Annotated in this window: 15 protein-coding genes and 1 pseudogene; 10 read left to right on the top strand and 6 right to left on the bottom strand. The window is 66.6% G+C overall.

Annotated features, from left to right (window positions below; genetic code table 11):
* The first annotated feature begins 93 nt into the window (after nt 1-93).
* Nucleotides 94-996 (top strand): hypothetical protein, encoded by a 903-nt coding sequence (locus tag ACJH7A_RS20260; RefSeq protein WP_131808831.1) that lies wholly within the window; start codon nt 94-96, stop codon nt 994-996.
* Between the two features lie 11 nt (nt 997-1007).
* On the opposite strand, the gene ACJH7A_RS20255 is transcribed toward ACJH7A_RS20260, so the two are convergent.
* The 3 genes from ACJH7A_RS20255 to ACJH7A_RS20245 are packed head-to-tail and all read right to left on the bottom strand — an operon-like array spanning nt 1008 to nt 5755.
* Nucleotides 1008-2897, bottom strand: coding sequence for a bifunctional diguanylate cyclase/phosphodiesterase (locus tag ACJH7A_RS20255; protein WP_064860414.1), 1890 nt, complete (start codon nt 2895-2897; stop codon nt 1008-1010).
* Between the two features lie 12 nt (nt 2898-2909).
* On the bottom strand, nt 2910-5039 hold the full coding sequence (locus ACJH7A_RS20250; RefSeq protein ID WP_406802607.1) for an Rv1355c family protein: 2130 nt from the start codon (nt 5037-5039) through the stop codon (nt 2910-2912).
* Nucleotides 5039-5755 (bottom strand): hypothetical protein, encoded by a 717-nt coding sequence (locus ACJH7A_RS20245; RefSeq protein ID WP_061009922.1) that lies wholly within the window; start codon nt 5753-5755, stop codon nt 5039-5041. The genes ACJH7A_RS20250 and ACJH7A_RS20245 overlap by 1 nt, the downstream gene beginning before the upstream one ends.
* A 250-nt stretch (nt 5756-6005) precedes the next feature.
* Here ACJH7A_RS20245 and ACJH7A_RS20240 point away from each other — a divergent pair.
* Together ACJH7A_RS20240 and ACJH7A_RS20235 are read left to right on the top strand one after the other, a co-directional pair.
* Nucleotides 6006-7164 (top strand): annotated as a pseudogene (locus ACJH7A_RS20240) (transposase).
* Between the two features lie 307 nt (nt 7165-7471).
* Nucleotides 7472-7924: a MaoC family dehydratase gene (locus ACJH7A_RS20235; RefSeq protein WP_064860726.1), complete on the top strand. Its 453-nt coding sequence runs from the start codon at nt 7472-7474 to the stop codon at nt 7922-7924.
* 51 nt (nt 7925-7975) lie between these two features.
* Here the strand turns inward: ACJH7A_RS20235 and ACJH7A_RS20230 are convergent, their stop codons facing one another.
* Nucleotides 7976-9172, bottom strand: a complete 1197-nt coding sequence (locus tag ACJH7A_RS20230; protein WP_406802606.1) for an acyl-CoA dehydrogenase family protein — start codon at nt 9170-9172, stop codon at nt 7976-7978.
* A 126-nt stretch (nt 9173-9298) separates the two neighbouring features.
* Here ACJH7A_RS20230 and fabG point away from each other — a divergent pair, with 126 nt between their 5' ends.
* From fabG to ACJH7A_RS20205, 5 genes are all read left to right on the top strand, one after another.
* Nucleotides 9299-10036: a 3-oxoacyl-ACP reductase FabG gene (gene fabG, locus ACJH7A_RS20225; protein ID WP_135357352.1), complete on the top strand. Its 738-nt coding sequence runs from the start codon at nt 9299-9301 to the stop codon at nt 10034-10036.
* The gene (locus tag ACJH7A_RS20220; RefSeq protein ID WP_406802605.1) at nt 10037-11257 is read left to right on the top strand and encodes an acetyl-CoA C-acetyltransferase; all 1221 of its coding nucleotides are present in this window, start codon (nt 10037-10039) and stop codon (nt 11255-11257) included.
* A complete protein-coding gene (locus ACJH7A_RS20215; RefSeq protein WP_061005218.1) occupies nt 11254-12447 on the top strand; it encodes an acyl-CoA dehydrogenase family protein in 1194 nt (397 codons plus the stop codon). The genes ACJH7A_RS20220 and ACJH7A_RS20215 overlap by 4 nt, the downstream gene beginning before the upstream one ends.
* A complete protein-coding gene (locus tag ACJH7A_RS20210; RefSeq protein WP_061005220.1) occupies nt 12431-13114 on the top strand; it encodes a GntR family transcriptional regulator in 684 nt (227 codons plus the stop codon). The genes ACJH7A_RS20215 and ACJH7A_RS20210 overlap by 17 nt, the downstream gene beginning before the upstream one ends.
* Nucleotides 13115-13267: 153 nt before the next feature.
* The gene (locus ACJH7A_RS20205; protein WP_406802604.1) at nt 13268-14611 is read left to right on the top strand and encodes an MFS transporter; all 1344 of its coding nucleotides are present in this window, start codon (nt 13268-13270) and stop codon (nt 14609-14611) included.
* A 2-nt stretch (nt 14612-14613) separates the two neighbouring features.
* Here ACJH7A_RS20205 and ACJH7A_RS20200 read toward each other — a convergent pair whose 3' ends face one another.
* Nucleotides 14614-15057 carry a nitroreductase/quinone reductase family protein gene (locus tag ACJH7A_RS20200; RefSeq protein ID WP_406774222.1) on the bottom strand — a complete coding sequence of 148 codons (444 nt, stop codon included), beginning with the start codon at nt 15055-15057 and terminating at the stop codon, nt 14614-14616.
* Nucleotides 15050-15901, bottom strand: a complete 852-nt coding sequence (locus ACJH7A_RS20195; RefSeq protein ID WP_406774223.1) for an NmrA family NAD(P)-binding protein — start codon at nt 15899-15901, stop codon at nt 15050-15052. The genes ACJH7A_RS20200 and ACJH7A_RS20195 overlap by 8 nt, the downstream gene beginning before the upstream one ends.
* A gap of 91 nt (nt 15902-15992) precedes the next feature.
* On the opposite strand from ACJH7A_RS20195, the gene sigI reads away from it, so the two are divergent.
* Together sigI and ACJH7A_RS20185 are read left to right on the top strand one after the other, a co-directional pair.
* On the top strand, nt 15993-16850 hold the full coding sequence (gene sigI, locus ACJH7A_RS20190) for an RNA polymerase sigma factor SigI (RefSeq protein WP_406774224.1): 858 nt from the start codon (nt 15993-15995) through the stop codon (nt 16848-16850).
* Nucleotides 16851-16893: 43 nt separating this feature from the next.
* Nucleotides 16894-17262, top strand: a complete 369-nt coding sequence (locus ACJH7A_RS20185; RefSeq protein ID WP_406774225.1) for an STAS/SEC14 domain-containing protein — start codon at nt 16894-16896, stop codon at nt 17260-17262.
* Nucleotides 17263-17409: the final 147 nt, after the last annotated feature.

The raw sequence follows: 17409 nt of genomic DNA, 5'->3' as shown, positions 1-17409 counted from the left end.
ATTCCGAGAGTATGTAAAGTAGCCGAACGGCGAAATCGATCCCTGGCTGTCGGATTGTTGCAATTCGCTGCCGCTTAACTCAGGGATTTCAGGTTGGATTGGGACGCAGAAGTTGACGTGCTGTGCGTCGGCGCCGGTATCGGTGGCCTGGCGACAGCCATTGCCGCGGTCGACGCCGCCGCAGATGTGATGGTTGCCGGAGCGCTGCACGCCGATGACGGGCGCTGGCTGCGCGGCGATGATGTGCATTGCGTCACTCTGGGCGCCACGCTCGACGCAAGGATCGACGAGTTCGGCGTACCGCGAGGGATTCCCGACGACGAGCCCGCCCCGGAAGCCGGCGGACCCGGCGAAGTCGAAGCGGCCGAGCCCGACCTCGGCGAGCAGCTCGACGCCACCGCCGTCTATTTCGCTGCGGTGACCGCCGAAGTCGATGACGCGGCCGAACCGCCGTCGGACGGCGCTTCGGTGCCGGCCCGTGTCGTGCGCGAGCTGACGGAGTCCGAGACGCACACGCGCACCATCGAGACGTTCTTCGGCGCGGGACTGCTCGACTGGGCCCGGGTGTGCCTGGATTCGGCCACCGGCGCGCTCTACAGCACGGTTCGCGGCTGGTCCTCGGAGACCCTGCGCGACTCGGCGGGCACGACGCTCCAGCTGTCTTCGCTCGGCGCCATCGAATGGAGCACGGGCGACGGACCGGGCCAATTGTTCGACTGGCTGGCGGCGGCGGCCGCCGAACGCGATATCGCGGTGAGCGCGGCCAGCACGCTGCAGGCGCTGCTGTTCGAAGACCGCCGGATCATCGGAGCCGAACTGAACACACCCGACGGGCCGTACTTCGTACGTGCGCGCCACGGCGTCGTGATCTCGCCCGATTTCACCGGCAAGGGCGCATCCGTCGAGACTGCCGCGGCGCCGGCCGGCGCCCTCGAGGTCTGTATCGTGGGCCTGCCCGCCAGCAGATTCGCCCGCGTGGAACTGGTTGCGCGCTAGCGCGGTTCGGATCACATCTCGCTGGTGAACCGGACCGGTACCCGTCCCTTGCGGTACAGCGTCGCCATCTGGTCGCTCGGCAGCGGCCGCGACAACAGGAAGCCCTGCGCACGGTGACAGCCGAGGCGCAGCAGTGTGGTTGCGGCAGCTGTGGTTTCGACACCCTCGGCGACGATCTGGAGACCGAACGAGTCGGCCAGTGCGATGATCGCCCGGACGATCGCGAGGTCGCCGGGGTTGGAACCCAGATCGGTGACGAAGCTGCGGTCGATCTTGAGGATGTCGACCGGTAGCGACTTGAGATGGGACAGCACGCTGTAGCCGGTGCCGAAGTCGTCGATCGCCAGCCGGACCCCGGTTCTGCGGAGGTCCGCCAGGGTGGCGCGGGAGGACTCGCTGTCCTGGACGACGACGTTCTCGGTGATCTCCAGGCACACCGATCCGCGGTCGAGACCGAATTCGTCGAGGATGTCGGCCACCGACTCGGCGAAGCCGTCGGTCACCAGCTGGACCGGGGAGACGTTGACGCGTAGTTCGAAATCGTCGCGGTCATCGGCATCATCGCTGCCGGATTTCGAAGCCAGGAAGTCCTCGCGCCACCGGGCGAACTCTCGACAGGCCGTCCGCAGCACCCAACGGCCCAATTCGCCTGCCAGGTTGATCGATTCGGCGATACCGATGAATGCGGCCGGCGGGAGCAGCCCGCGTGTGGGATGGTCCCAGCGGACGAGCGCTTCGGTCGCGAGCAGCTTCCCGGTGCGCATGTCGATTTCCGGTAGGTAGTTGAGCAGCAGTGCGCCGTTCTCGATGACGTCCTGCAGATGCAGCTCGATATCGTTGCGGTAGGCCGTTTCCAGGGACATCGCGGTGGTGAACACCGCGACACGATCCCCGCCGGCCGACTTCGCGCTCAAGACGGCCTGGTCGGCCCGGCGCAACAGGTCGGAGGAGTTGTCGGAGCCCGGGATACCGGAAGCGACGCCGACACTCACTGTCCGCGTGAGCCGTTCGCCGTCGATCCAGACGCGACGCCGCAGCGAGTCCTGAAGCTGGTAGGCCAGGGCTTCGGCCTTCGTCGCGGATATCGGCTCGGCCGGGACGACGACGAATTCGTCACCGCCGAGCCGGGCGATCACGGTCTTGCTGTCGACCCCTTCGGTGAGGCGCTGGGCGAAGACGCGGATGAACGAGTCACCCGCGCTGTGCCCCAGGTAGTCATTGATGGCCTTGAGCCGATCGAGGTCGAAGAAGAGGGCGGTGACCGGGCCGGGTTGTCCCGGCTGCAACCGGGCATCGAGGTGGGCGATGAGGGCGCGCCGGTTGTTCAGGCCGGTCAGGTCGTCGTGTTCGGCCAGGTACCGGAGCTGCTCCTCGGCGAGACCCCGAGATTGGGCCTGGGTCAACAGCGAAGCGATGGCCTGCAGCGCGTTGATCTCCTCGGTGACCCATTCCCGGTTGCCGTACTTGATGAAGCCCAAGGCGCCGGTGGTGCGGTCGCCGGACACCAAAGGCGTTGCTGCCAGTGATATCTGGGGGACGTTGCGGTCCGCCTCGATGCGGCGCTGGTAGTCGTCCGGCTCCGGGTCGGGGCGCACGATCAGCGGTGTCTTGCGGTGCTCGGTCTCCGCGAAGACCGGGTCGGCCTCGGCGAAGTACACCACGCGCAGGGGGTCGGGGTCCGGAATCTCCGGCCGCAGTGGCCATTCCGCGACGAGGATCGAAGCACCGATCTCATGGTCGTTGCGGCGCAGGAAGCTGACGTCGACCTCGAAGTAGTTGACGAGGATCTCCAGAACGTCCGTGTACACCTTGGTGGAGTTGCTGGAGTCCGCCGCCATCAACCGCGTCGCAACCTCTGTGACCAGGCGATCCAGTGAAGGGGGAGACTCGTCGATGGACATGAGACGATCAGCTTAACCTGCGCTGACCTCAAAGGCGGTGCTCCTGCGGCTGGGTACCGAAGCCGGTGGCGCATCCGATATTCGGAGCGCGAGCACCACGGCCTCGCCCGGCCCTTTGCTGGTCAACGCATGGAACGTGTCCTGTAGTCGGCGGAGTTCGTCGGCGTACTTGCCGGACAGTTCGCCGAGTTCGGTTCCGGTGTGGGCGTAGAGAAACGGCGGCGACATCGGCTGCACGGCCAGGCCGGCGTCCTGCGCCGCCATCCACACGGCGACCACGGCGGCACCGCCACGGGCGAAGTCGCTCAGCGCCGCGCCTCGGATCATGACGGTGACGATCGCACTGCTGGAACGCATGCGACCACTTGTGTCATCCCCGAGGACGGAGCCGGCATCCCAGTCATCGAGTGCCGCAACGACGTCGGTCCGGCGCAGCAGGGGCAGTACGGCCAGATCGCCGGAATCGAGCCCCAGGGAACGGACGTCGATGCCGAAGTCCGATCCGTCGTCGCCGGGCCAGCGCAGTTCCGAGATCATCTCGCGGTGCAGGGTGGGGGTGAGATAGCGGATTCGGTCGGCGTCGGCGAAGACCGTTGCTGTGCGTGCGATCTCGTCGTGGTCGACCATCACGTGCACACGTGCGTCGTGTTGCTGTGCCACCCGCGCGAGTGTCTCGGACACCTCGGGGGGCAACGGTGCGCCCGTCCCGCGGTGGCGGTTGGTCTCACGTTCGAAGATCCCGGGGTAGCACCGGGCGAGCTCAGGGTCGGCGCCCGGCCGCAGCCGGAGGGCGATCTGCAGCGGGGACTCGCCGGCGGGTTCGGTGTAGGTCACGTCGGTGGCAAAACCGTTGGCGGCGGCAGCAACTCGGGCGTTGAACGCGGCGGCTCCGATGGCGACCGCACTGCCCCGGAAGCCGACGTCCATGGTCGACGTGCGCGCGGGATCGATGCCGATGACGACGCTGTCGGCTGTCACCGCGATGTGCCAGGGCTGGGAATTGCCGCCCGACGGGGCGCGGATGGCGGCGGCGACCGCGGCGTCGACGACCTGGCCGAGCCCGGTGGCGACCGCAGGGGACGGCGGCAGGGCGCCGTCGGCAGGTGGGTCCGCGCGGGTGGGTTCGGCCAATTCGCCGAGCAGACCGCCGATGTCGACCTGGGTGCGCCCCGACGCCAGCGGTTCGTCCAGCCCGATCCGGCGGATGGCTTCCAAAACTGTTGCCGCTCCGACGGTTACGTCGCCGACGAGCTGTGGCCAGGCCGACAGCGTGCGGCCCACCTCGAGTAGGGACGCACCCATTCGCGGCGAAACTCTGGCCGGGTCGAAGACCTGCATGAGGTACGGCAACTTCTGGGCGATCGGCAGGCCCGCCATCGCGTCGGGGTCGATGTCGCCGAGCAGTCCGTGGAAGACCGGGCGGGTGGGATCGATGTCGAAGCGTTCGACGTCGATCAGCCCGCGGTCGCTGGTGGCCATCAGCACCGGGATCCCGCGGGCGCGGGCGCCGTGCCGGAGGTGCAGTTTCATCTCCAACGAGTCACATTGCTCGACCAGTACGTCGAGCCCGTCGAGGAACGGCGCGAGGGCGTCGGCACTCAGTCCGGCGGACGAATGCCGGACGAGGAGGTAGGGATCGAGTTCGGCGATCCGGCGCATGGCGGCGGTCGCCTTGTTGAGGCCGATGTCGAAAACCGTTGCGGGAATGCGGTTGAGATTGGACACGCCCAGCGTGTCGAAATCGGTGAGCCGCAGCTCGCCGCAGAACCCCGCTACGGCGAGCGAGTGAGCGATGAGGTGGCCCGAGCTGAGTCCGACGATGCCGATGCGGAGGCGGCCCAGCCGGTCCTGTTCGCCGCTGGTGGCCAGATGCCGGTTGCGGTCCAGACGCAGTCGGCGATACGACCGCGGTCCCAGCAGCTTCAGCACCGTCGCGCGCCACGGGTAGTAGACCCAGCGGGCGGGCTCGTCGAGGAGATCGGACGTCGGTGCCGGCCGGAGTTCGGCCAGCGCGGCGAACTGGTCGGCCCAGGTGTCCACGGTGTTCACCGTCGGGTCGCGCAGCAGCGCTTCGAGGGATTCCGCGTCGGCGGGGTTCTGCGGGTCGAGGATCGAGATGTGGTTAGCGTCCAGAGCTGGCATCAACCGGCGACCAGCCTGGTTGATATCGCGTCGATCTCGTGCAGCGCCTTCGTAATCTGCTCCGGCTGAGAATGATTGACCATGGTCCGTCGATCCCACCACATCATCTTGGTGCGGTAGCGCTCGTCCGGGTACGGCGTGGCCGGAATGGGCGCCACCACGCCGCCACCGGATTTCCACAATTCCAGGACGTGCTGGGCTGCCGTGGCCATCACGAACTGCACGCCCATGACGCTGGTGGCGTGATAGGCGGTGCGGGCCAGGAGATTCGTGATGGCGTGCTGGCTGGTCCGGTTGTCGGAGACCCACGCCGTTTTCATCTCCATGACGCCAAAGGGCACCCGGTCGTTGATCATCTTGCGCACCATGGCCAGTCCGGGCCGGCCGGCCCACTCGACCACGGCATGAGAATCATCGGCGCCGCCGAGCGGGGCTTTGGCACGCAGGCCGCCGACCATGTTGCCGCCGCGGTCCAGGACCGTCCAGAACAGCGCGGTGTCGGCACCGCCGCGGATCGCGGCAGCGTCGACGACCGCTTCGACGCCGTGCCGGCGATAGCTTTGCTCCGCCGCATCCACGTAGCGGTTCCAGAGTTCCGGGTCGGTGTGGGGTTGCGACAGCACCACGCTGCAATCGGTATCGGTGTCGAACCAGGCGATGTTTTCGGGAAAGCGAATATCGACGTTGGATTCGTATTCGACATACTCCACCGACATCGTTGCCCCATTCGTTTCGAGCAGTCACTGCAACGTCAGTTGGCAGTCGGTTGCGGTAAACGCATCTCGCGCGGACTGCATTCCCTAATTCAGTATCGGGGTTGTTGGGGTCCTGGAGCAATGATCAATACCTGTGGATGAGGCCCGGCGAGGCGGCCTGAAAGTGGGCGCACCTTCCCGAGGATGATCATCACGGAATCAGGTATTCGATCAAGACCGGCGTTGGCGCGCTGGTTGGGAAGGTACGCCCATGCTCACCGTAGTTCACGATGCCGAGGAGGCCAACGGCGGCGAGGCCGGCCGGTCGTTGTTGGACGAGATCGTCCGCGACGGAGCCCGGCAGATGTTGGCCGCTGCACTGCAGGCCGAGGTCGCCGCGTACGTCGCCGCATTCGCTGATCAGCTCGACGAGAACGGTCACCGACTGGTGGTCCGCAACGGCTATCACCAGCCGCGTGAGGTGCTGACCGCGGCCGGTGCCGTGCAGGTGAAGGCGCCGCGGGTCAACGATCGCCGTGTCGACCCCGATTCTGGTGAGCGGCAGCGGTTTTCCTCGGCGATTTTGCCGGCCTGGGCACGCAAGTCCCCGCAGATGAGTGAGGTGCTGCCGCTGCTGTATCTGCACGGCCTATCAACCAGCGACTTCGGGCCCGCACTCGAGCAGTTCCTCGGCTCGGGTGCCGGGTTGTCGGCCACCACGATCACCCGTCTGACCGCGCAGTGGCAAGACGAAGCCCGTACGTTCGCTGCCCGGGACCTGTCCGGCAGCGACTACGTCTACCTGTGGGTCGACGGCATTCACCTCAAGGTCCGCCTGGACCAGGAGAAGCTGTGCCTGCTGGTGATGCTCGGCGTGCGCGCTGACGGCCGCAAAGAACTCGTGGCGATCACCGACGGCTATCGGGAGTCATGCGAGTCGTGGGCGGATCTGCTGCGCGACTGCAAACGCCGCGGCATGACCGCCCCAGTGCTGGCCGTCGGCGATGGCGCGCTACAAAGCTCAGGTCGCGGTCAAGGCCTTCGCGGTTGCCTTCGGCGCGAAGTACCCGAAAGTGGTCGCCAAGATCGTCGACGACCTCGATGTCCTGCTGGAGTTCTACCACTACCCCGCCGAGCACTGGATCCATCTGCGTACCACGAATCCGATCGAATCCACCTTCGCCACAGTGCGTTTGAGAACGAAGGTCACCAAGGGTCCGGGATCACGGGCCGCTGGATTGGCCATGGCCTACAAGCTGATCGACGCCGCCCAAGCCCGCTGGCGGGCCGTCAACGCCCCACATCTGGTCGCCCTCGTCCGCGCCGGAGCGGTCTTCCACAAAGGCAAACTGCTCGAACGACCCACCGACATCACCCCACCGACACCACCGTCAGACGGCGATCAACACACCGAAACGGAGGTCGCCTGAAACACCCCGATCCACAGGTATTGACAATTGCTCGGGGTCCTGCAGCCAACTAGTGGTGAAACGTTGTCTGTCGGCCTTCGGCGGGCCGAAGAATTGGTCAAACCGAGTGTGCTGGTGCAATGGACGTTGGCAATCCCGGATATTGCTATATGTGCAGGTTAGCGTAGGCGATGCCCCAAGATGGCGAACTTTGAGTGGCTAAGTAGGTGGCATCGGCCGAAAATCTGTGCATTGTGCTGCCCTGACGGACGCGTTAGAAGTAATAGCGGTGCGGCCCGGGAAGCGGCCGCGCCCGAGAGGAGCAAGCGTGAAGGTCTTCGACAATCTGTCCGAGTTCGTCGCAGCAGCAGGTAGTCAGCTTGGGCCGACGGAGTGGATGGAAATCACCCAGGAGCGGGTGAATCTGTTCGCCGACGCCACCGACGACCATCAGTGGATTCACGTCGATCCTGAGCGCGCCGCCGCGGGCCCGTTCGGCGGCGCAATTGCCCATGGTTTGCTGACGCTTTCACTGCTACCGCATTTCATGCACCAGCTCTATCGCGTCGACAACGTCGCATTGGCCGTCAATTACGGTTATAACAAGGTGCGATTCATCACACCGGTCAAGGTCGGAGCAAACGTTCGGGCGGGTGCGGTCATTTCGAAAGTCGACGAGCTGGACGGTGCCGTTCAGGCGACCGTGACAGTAACCGTCGAAATCGAGGGATCGGATAAGCCGGCGGCCGTGGTCGAGTCGATCGTGCGAATCATCGGATGATTGCTGGAGGCGGCCAGGTGAGAGCGCGGACCGCCAGGTCGCGCGGTCGCGTCAGCGGCCCGCAGCCGAGCGCTGTGCCGCCTTCACCAGGCCGCCACCGATGATCAAACGCTGAATCTCGCTGGTGCCCTCGTACAGCCGCAGCAGACGCACGTCGCGGTAGATCCGTTCGACGGGCACGTCGCGCATGTACCCGCTACCGCCGTGCACCTGCACGGCCAGGTCGGCGACCTTGCCGACCATCTCGGTGCAGAAGAGCTTCGCGGCGGACGGCGCGATGCGTCGGTCCGTGCCGCTGACCCACATTTGCGCGGCATCACGGACCAGGGCGCGACCGGCCATGACGCCGGTCTGCATGTCCGCCAACATCGCCTGGACCAGCTGGAATTCGCCGATTGCGGTGCCGCCCTGGGTGGCGGTCGCGGCGTATGCGACCGACTCGTCGAGCGCGCGTTGCGCCGCGCCCACCGCCACGGCGGCGATGTGCACCCGTCCCCGGGCCAGTGACGTCAGCGCGGCGCGGTAGCCGATGTCCTCATTGCCGCCGATGAGGGCATCCGGACCGACCCGCACATCGTCGAACGTGACGTCGGAGGTCCAGGCCCCTTCCTGGCCCATCTTCGCGTCTTTCGGTCCGACCACGACGCCGGGAGCGTCGGCGGGGACCAGGAACACCGCGATGCCGGGTCCGTCGGCGTCGGCCGGCCGGGTCCGGGCGAACACCACGAACAGATTCGCGGTGGGCGCGTTGGTGATGAATCGCTTGTGGCCGGTGATGATCCAGTCGTCCCCGTCGGCCACGGCCTTGGTGCGCAGGCCCGCCGGGTTGGAACCGGCGCCGGACTCGGTCAACGCGAACGATGCCACGCAGTCGCCACTGGCGATCGGTTCCAGCCAGCGCTGCTTCTGGGTGTCGGTGCCGAAGCCGACCAGCACCTGACCGGCGATGCCGTTGTTGGTGCCGAACATCGAGCGGACGGCCAGCGTGGTGTAGCCCAACTCCATCGCCATCTCGACGTCCTGGACGAGATCGAGCCCGAGGCCGCCCCATTCCTGGGGGATGGCATAGCCGAACAGGCCCATGTTCTTGGCCTGATCCCGGATGTCGTCGGGCACCCGGTTCTCGGTCATGATCTCCAGCTCCCGCGGCACCACCGCGGTACGGACGAACTGGCGGGTCGCGTCGAGAATGTCGCGGAAATCCTGATCGCTGACTTCTGCGACGGGGGAACCGGTGGGTTCGGCCATGTGGGGTCTCCTTGCGCAACACGACGGTGCTTCTGGTTTGATGCAAGAAATATCATATTTTATGTATGAAGCTGGTCGTCGGGTGCTGCGATGACCGGTTCAGTCGATCAGGAGGAGTGCACGACCATGCCGCTGCTGGACGGACGTATCGCGGTGATCACCGGCGGAGCCCAGGGGATCGGATACGCGATCGCGGAACGCTTCATCGCCGAGGGCGCCCGCGTCGTGATCGGCGACCTGAATCTCGAGGCGACCGAGGCGGCTGTCGCCAAGCTCGGTGGCGCCGAGGTGGCCAAGGCCGTCCGGTGCGACGTGACGTCCGCCGCCGACGTCCAGGCGCTGATCGACGCCGCCGTCGCATGGGGTGGCCTCGACATCATGGTCAACAACGCCGGCATCACCCGCGACGCCACGATGCGCAAGATGACCGAGGAGCAGTTCGATCAGGTCATCGATGTGCACCTGAAAGGCTGCTGGAACGGCACCCGGCTCGCGGCCAATGTGATGCGGGAGGCGAAAAGCGGTGCCATAATCAACATTTCGTCGATCTCGGGCAAGGTCGGCCTCATCGGCCAGACCAACTACTCAGCCGCGAAGGCGGGCATCGTCGGTCTGACCAAGGCAGCGGCCAAGGAGGTCGCCCACCTCGGCGTGCGGGTCAACGCCGTGCAGCCGGGCCTGATCCGGTCCGCGATGACCGAGGCCATGCCGCAACGTATCTGGGACCAGAAACTGGCGGAGATCCCGATGGGACGGGCCGCCGAGCCCAGCGAAGTGGCGTCGGTGGTCACGTTCCTGGCGTCGGACATGTCGTCGTACATGACCGGCTGCGTCCTGGAAATCACCGGGGGACGGCACATCTAGATGACCGCGACCAGTCCCGTCATCTGCGCACCGGTACGTACCCCGATCGGCCGCTACGGCGGCATGTTCAAGTCACTGACCGCGGTCGAGCTGGGCGTTGCGGCGCTGCGGGGACTGTTGCAGCGCACCGGGATTCCGGCCGAGGCGGTGCAGGACGTCATTCTCGGGCACTGTTACTCGTCGAGTGAGGCGCCGGCCATCGGCCGCGTGGTGGCGCTCGACGCCGGGTTGCCGGTCACGGTTCCCGGCATGCAGGTCGACCGGCGCTGCGGGTCGGGACTGCAGGCCGTCATCCAGGCGTGCATGCAGGTCGCCAGTGGCGCAAACGATCTCGTGATCGCCGGTGGTGCCGAGTCGATGAGCAACGTCGCATTCCACTCCACCGACATGCGCTGGGGTGGCGCGCGGGGTGGCATCACCGTGCACGACGGGCTGGCGCGAGGCCGGACGACCGCCGGTGGCAAGAACTATCCCGTGCCCGGTGGCATGCTCGAGACCGCCGAGAACCTGCGCCGGCAGTACGCGATATCCCGCGTGGAGCAGGACGCCCTGGCGGTGCGGTCGCACCAGAAAGCCGTTGCGGCGCAACGCAGTGGCGTCCTGGCCGACGAGATCGTGCCCGTCATGGTGAGCTCCCGCACCGGCGACCAGGTGATCGACACCGACGAACATCCGCGCGCCGACACCACCGTCGAAGCGCTGGGCAAGCTCAAACCTGTACTGGGCAAGAACGATCCGGATGCCACCGTGACGGCCGGAAACTCCAGTGGGCAGAACGACGCGGCGTCGATGTGCATCGTGACCACCCCCGAGCGCGCGGCCGAACTGGGGCTGGCGCCGCTGGTGCGGCTGGTGTCGTGGGGTGTGGCCGGGGTGCCGCCGAACGTCATGGGCATCGGACCGGTGCCGGCCACCGAGGTCGCACTGGCCAAAGCCGGCCTGGCTCTTGCCGATATCGATCTGATCGAACTCAACGAGGCCTTCGCCGCGCAGGCGCTGGCGTGCACCCGGGAATGGAAGTTCACCGACGGGGACTGGGAACGCACGAACGTGCGCGGCTCGGGTATCTCGCTCGGCCATCCCGTCGGCGCGACGGGCGGCCGGATGCTCGCGACCCTGGCCCGCGAACTGCACCTGCGGGATGCCCGCTACGGCCTGGAAACCATGTGCATCGGAGGCGGCCAGGGGCTGGCCGCTGTCTTCGAAAGGGTGGCATCGTGACTCGTCTCGCCCAGACCGCCGGCCTCACCGAGGTGCAGCGCGAAATCGTCGCCACCGTGCGGCAATTCGTCGACCGGGAGATCATTCCCGCGGCCCAGGAGCTCGAGCACTCGGACTCCTACCCGCAGGCCATCGTCGATCAGATGAAAGACATGGGCCTGTTCGGCCTGATGATCCCGCAGGAGTACGGCGGGCTCGGTGAGTCGCTGCTGACGTACGCGCTGTGCGTCGAGGAACTGGCCCGCGGCTGGATGAGCATCTCGGGCGTCATCAACACCCACTTCATCGTCGCGTACATGATCCGCCAGCACGGCACCGACGAGCAGAAGCAGCGTTACCTGCCCCGCATGGCGACCGGCGAGGTGCGCGGCGCCTTCTCGATGTCCGAGCCGGAGCTGGGTTCCGATGTCGCGGCGATCCGCACCAGGGGTGTCCGGGATGCCGACGGTGGCTACACCATCACCGGGCAGAAGATGTGGCTGACCAACGGTGGCAGCTCGACTCTGGTTGCGGCGCTGGTGAAAACCGATGAGGGCGCGGACAAGCCGCACCGCAACCTGACCGCGTTCCTGGTCGAGAAGCCGACCGGCTTCGGCGAGGTCAAACCCGGCCTGACCATCCCGGGCAAGATCGACAAGCTGGGCTACAAGGGCATCGACACCACCGAGCTCATCTTCGACGGCTACCGCGCCGGCGCGGACGACGTACTCGGCGGCAAGCCGGGTGCGGGCTTCTTCCAGATGATGGACGGTATCGAGGTCGGCCGGGTCAACGTGTCGGCGCGGGCCTGTGGTGTCGGTATCCGCGCCTTCGAATTGGCGGTGCGGTACGCCCAGCAGCGGGAGACGTTCGGCAAGCCGATCGCCGACCACCAGGCCATCGCCTTCCAGCTCGCCGAGATGGCCACGAAAGTCGAGGCGGCGCATCTGATGATGGTCAATGCGGCGCGGCTCAAAGACTCGGGGGAGCGCAACGACGTCGCGGCAGGCATGGCGAAATACCTTGCCAGCGAGTTCTGTTCGGAGGTCACCCAGCAGAGCTTCCGGATCCATGGTGGCTACGGCTACTCGAAGGAGTACGAGATCGAACGGCTGATGCGGGACGCGCCGTTCCTGCTGATCGGCGAGGGCACCAGCGAAATCCAGAAGACCATCATCAGCAAGAGCCTGCTCAATGAATACCGCATCTGAACCCGAATTCGCCGCGCCCGCACAGCTTTCGCACGACGTGGCGCGTTACGTCCGCCGCCGGATCTTCAACGGCACCTTCCCGGCGGGGGAGTATCTGCGGCTCGACCAGCTGGCCACCGAGCTGGGTGTCAGCGTCACCCCGGTCCGGGAGGCGCTGCTGAACCTGCGGGCCGAGGGGCTGTTGGTGCAGCACCCGCGACGCGGCTTCATGGTCCTGGAGGTCACCGCCCGCGATGTCTCCGATGTGGCCATGGTGCAGGCGTTCGTCGGCGGGGAACTCGCGGCCCGCGCCGCCGAGAACATCACCGCGGCCCAGGTTTCGGAACTCACCCGGATTCAAGACGCGCTTGAGCAGGCCTACCAGCACACCGATGTCGACCGCATGGTGCAGCTCAACCACGAGTTCCATCGGCTGATCAACGTCGTCGCCGACTCACCCAAGCTGACCCAATTCATGTCCGGCATAACCCGTTACGCGCCTGAAGCCGTGTTCCCGACACTGGAGGGCTGGCCGGATCTGTCGATCCGGGACCACCGCCGGGTGATCGCCGCACTGCAGGCCGGCGACGGTGAAGCGGCCCGAACGGCGATGGCCGAACACTTCGAGGTCGGGGTGGCCCCGCTGACCGAGCACCTCTGCGCACGCGGGGTCATCCGCGAGGGCTGAAGTCCGGTGAGCCGGTGTCGCCCGGGGGTACGGTCTGTGTGAATCTGTGAATCGTGCAAGGAAAACGGCGCTGTGGCCAGATCCCGTTCCTTGGCGTCGGTTCGCCGCAATGATGTGCCCACACCCGTTCGTTGCCGACCGTTGGAGAGCAGCATGACCGCACTGACCGAGGACACGCCGACGCCGTCGGGCCGCGCCGCGACCCGGCGCGCCATCTGGAACACCATCCGGGGATCGTCGGGCAACCTCGTCGAGTGGTACGACGTCTACGTCTACACCGTCTTCGCCACGTACTTCGAAAACCAGTTCTTCGACAAGGCCGACCAGAATTCGACGATCTACGTGTACGCGATCTTCGCGGTCACGTTCGTCACCCGGCCCATCGGATCGTGGTTCTTCGGCCGCTTCGCCGACCGCCGGGGCCGCCGCGCCGCACTGATGGTCAGCGTTTCGCTGATGGCCGCCTGCTCGATGGTGATCGCCCTGGTTCCCTCGCGGGCGAGCATCGGCGTCGCCGCACCGATCATCCTGATCATCTGCCGGCTGGTGCAGGGGTTCGCCACCGGCGGCGAGTACGGCACGTCGGCGACCTACATGTCGGAGGCGGCGACCAGGGAACGCCGTGGGTTCTTCTCCTCGTTCCAGTACGTCACCCTGGTCGGTGGGCACGTGCTGGCCCAATTCACCTTGCTCATCATCCTCACGGCGCTGAGCACCGCGCAGGTGAGCGAATTCGGTTGGCGCATAGGCTTTGCGGTCGGCGGTGTCGCGGCGGTGGTGGTGTTCTGGCTGCGGCGCAGCATGGACGAGTCGCTGTCCACGGAGACCCTGAAAGCGGTCCAGGAAGGAAAGGACGCGCGCGCCGGTTCGCTGCGTGAACTGTTCACGCGTTACTGGAAGCCGTTGCTGCTGTGCTTCCTGATCACGCTGGGCGGCACCGTTGCGTTCTACACGTACAGCGTCAACGCGCCGGCGATGGTGAAGGCGACCTACAAGAGCCAGCCCATGACCGCGACCTGGATCAACCTGCTCGGGCTGATCTTCCTCATGCTGATCCAGCCGATCGGCGGAATGATCAGCGACCGGGTGGGCCGCAAACCCCTGCTCCTGTGGTTCGGATTCGGCGGTGTGATCTACACCTACGTCCTCATCACCTACCTGCCCCAGACGCACTCGCCGATCATGTCGTTCCTGCTGGTGGCCGTGGCGTACGTCATTCTCACCGGGTACACGTCGATCAACGCGCTGGTGAAGTCCGAACTGTTCCCGGCCCACGTGCGGGCGCTGGGCGTCGGCGTCGGCTACGCGCTGGCCAATTCGATCTTCGGCGGCACCGCGCCCCTGATCTACCAGGCTCTCAAGGCCCGGGGTGAGGTGCCGCTGTTCATCGTCTACGTCACCGTCTGCATCGCGGCGTCGCTGCTGGTGTATCTGTTCTTCTTGAAGAACAAGTCCGACACCTATCTCGACCACGAACAGGGCAGCGCCTACCGCTGAGATCAGCCCAGCGGGTCGAACCGGAAGACCGCGAGTCTGCCTGCCAGCGACTCGAATTCGTCGGGTGTGCCCTCGGTGACCATGCCGGAACTCTTGGCGAATTTCACGCCGACGGGTACCTGCACCGGGAACTCACGCAGCACGGGCCGCGCTTCGTCGACGGTCAACTCGGTGATCTTCACCGGCCGCGACTTGCGGCCCCGTGTCAACGTGCCGGTGCCGGCGGCACGGGCGTTGAGGGCCCAGTGCGCGCCTGGATAGCCGGCCACGGCGTACATCTGGCCGTGCACGACGAACGGTGTCATCGGGGTGCTCCGCGGCGTGCCGGTCTTGCGGCCGGGCACGGTCAACACCATCGCGGGGCCGACGGGGATGCCGAGCTTCCCCACGGCGACAACGACTTTGTTCATCGGTTTGAGGTAACGCGGCGGTCGTGGCTCAGACATGGATGGTCTCCAATCGTGGGGTGAAGGCGCCGCGGTGCTGAGCGACCCACGCGGCGAACGTCTGGGCCGGGCGGCCGAGGATGCGCTCCACCTCGTCGCTGACCGGCGCTGGGGCATCGACGGTTTCGGCGAGCAGCGCGGTGTACGCGGTACCGAACTCGGCGGGGAAGCCGATGGCGACGAACCGCTCACGGACCTGCTCGACCGGGATTTCCTGGTAGCGCAGGTCGCGCCCCAGCACATCGCCGACGACGGCGAGCAACTCGGCGTTGGTGAGCGCCTGCGGCCCCGTCAACGGAATCTTGCGGCCGTTGAGGTCGTCGGTGAGCAGGGCGTGTGCGGCGACGGCCGCGATGTCGGCTTCGACGATGGGCGCGCTTGAGGCCTCGGCATAGGGTCCGGCCACGACATCGCCGGCCTGCAGCTGCCCGGCCCACATGCCGATGAAATTGGTGGCGAACAACGCCGGCCGCAGGCTCACCCACGGCAGTCCCGAGTCGACAGCCAGTTGTTCGACCTCCCTGTTGCGGTCGCCCCGCAGTCGCGACGGCTGCCGGGTGAAGTCTTCGTCGACGTTCATCGCGGACAGTGCGACCAGCTTGGCGCCGGAATCTTTCGCGGCGTCGACCGTCCACGCCAGGTCCGGACCGAGGGCACGGGAATTGAGGAACACCGCGCTCGCGCCGGCGATGCCGTCCCGGACGGACGCGACGGCCTCGACCCCGGCCGGGAACTGTGGCGACGGATTACGGGTGACGGCACGGACTTTCACGCCCGCGGCGTGCAATTGTTCGACGAGGGGGCGACCGACGTTGCCGGTGGCTCCGGTGATGAGAATGGTCATGAATCAAGGACGGAGTGGCCGACGGGAAAGTTACGGCCCGCGGGATGCGGCGGTGCGGTAACTTTTCACCACCCTGGATCGTCTTCAACTGATGACAGAAACCACTGAATTCATCGCGGCGTGGCGCCACCACCATCCGTATCTGGTCAATCTCGCGTACCAGATGCTCGGTGACGTCGGCGATGCCGAAGATGTTGCACAGGAAGCGTTTCTGCGACTGTCGCGGACAGAGCCCGGTGAGATCGAGGATGTCCGCGCGTGGTTGACGACGGTCGCCGGCCGGCTGTGCCTCGACCTCGTGCGGTCGGCGCGGGCACGCCGGGAACAACCGACCGAGCAGGATGAGATGCCGCCACTGGCGTCGAATGAGCCGGACCCTGCCGACCGCGTCACCCTCGACGACGAGGTGTCGAGTGCCCTGATGCGGGTGCTGCGGCAGTTGAGCCCCGGTGAGCGCGTGGCGTTCATCCTGCACGACGTGTTCGGTGTCCCGTTCGAGTCGGTCGCCGAGACCGTCGGCCGCCCGGTCGGCACGTGCCGGCAGCTCGCCCGCCGGGCCCGGGCGAAGGTGGCGGGTACCGACGTGCGCGCCGACGACGTCGAGGCGGCCGAACATCAACTGGTCACCGAGAAGTTCATCACCGCCTGCGCCGGCGGCGACGTGCAGGCGCTGGCCGCGGTGCTGGACGCGTCGGTCTGGGGCGTCGGCACGGTGCTGAGCGATCCGCCGCTCCCGCCGATCGTCAACCACGGACCGCAGCGGGTCGCCGAGAATCTCATGCTGTACCTCGGGCCGGGGACCACCGTCGTCGCCGGACCGCTCGGCCAGCCCGTCCTGCTGGCGTTCGCGCACCGGCAGCTTTTCGCGGTGGTGGTCCTGACGATTCGCGACGGTCTCGTCGCCAAGATCGAGGCGACCGCCGATCCGTTGGCCCGGTTCGGGGCGTGAGCAATCCCGGCTCCCGAGATGGGCGGCGCCGTAGGCTGGCGCCATGATCGAAGTGCTGTCAGACATGCCCGCGGGCGTGACCGGCATTCGGGTGTCCGGTCGGGTCAGCGGTGACGACATCCGCGAATTCGAGCCCACGATGGACGATCTCGTCGTCGAGGGCGAGATCAGGATCGTCGAGGTCATCGCCTCCGACTACGAGGGCTTCGGCCCCGGTGGACTGGTCGAGGATCTCAAGGTCGGCTTCGGTGCGCTGTTCAAACACCATTCGGCGTTCAAACGCATTGCCGTGGTGTCGGACAAGCCGTGGGTGGCGCACACGCTGCATGCCGTGGCCTGGATGATTCCCGGCGAACTGCAGATCTTCGGGCTCGACGAGCTCGACCGCGCGAAGGAGTGGGCCGCCGGCTGAGCTGTCGGCAGACAGCGAACGGCCCCCTCTCGGAAGAAAGGGGGCCGCTCTACTTCTGGCGCGATCTAGTTGTACTGACCTGAGAGGTTAGGCACGCGGCTGGCGGGTGGGTGGCCTCCGAGTGCGGTGTGGCCGCGGTGGTGATTG

The organism is Mycobacterium sp. SMC-17 (assembly GCF_045310915.1).
GTDB lineage: Bacteria > Actinomycetota > Actinomycetes > Mycobacteriales > Mycobacteriaceae > Mycobacterium.
This window is presented reverse-complemented; position numbering and strand designations above follow the sequence as displayed.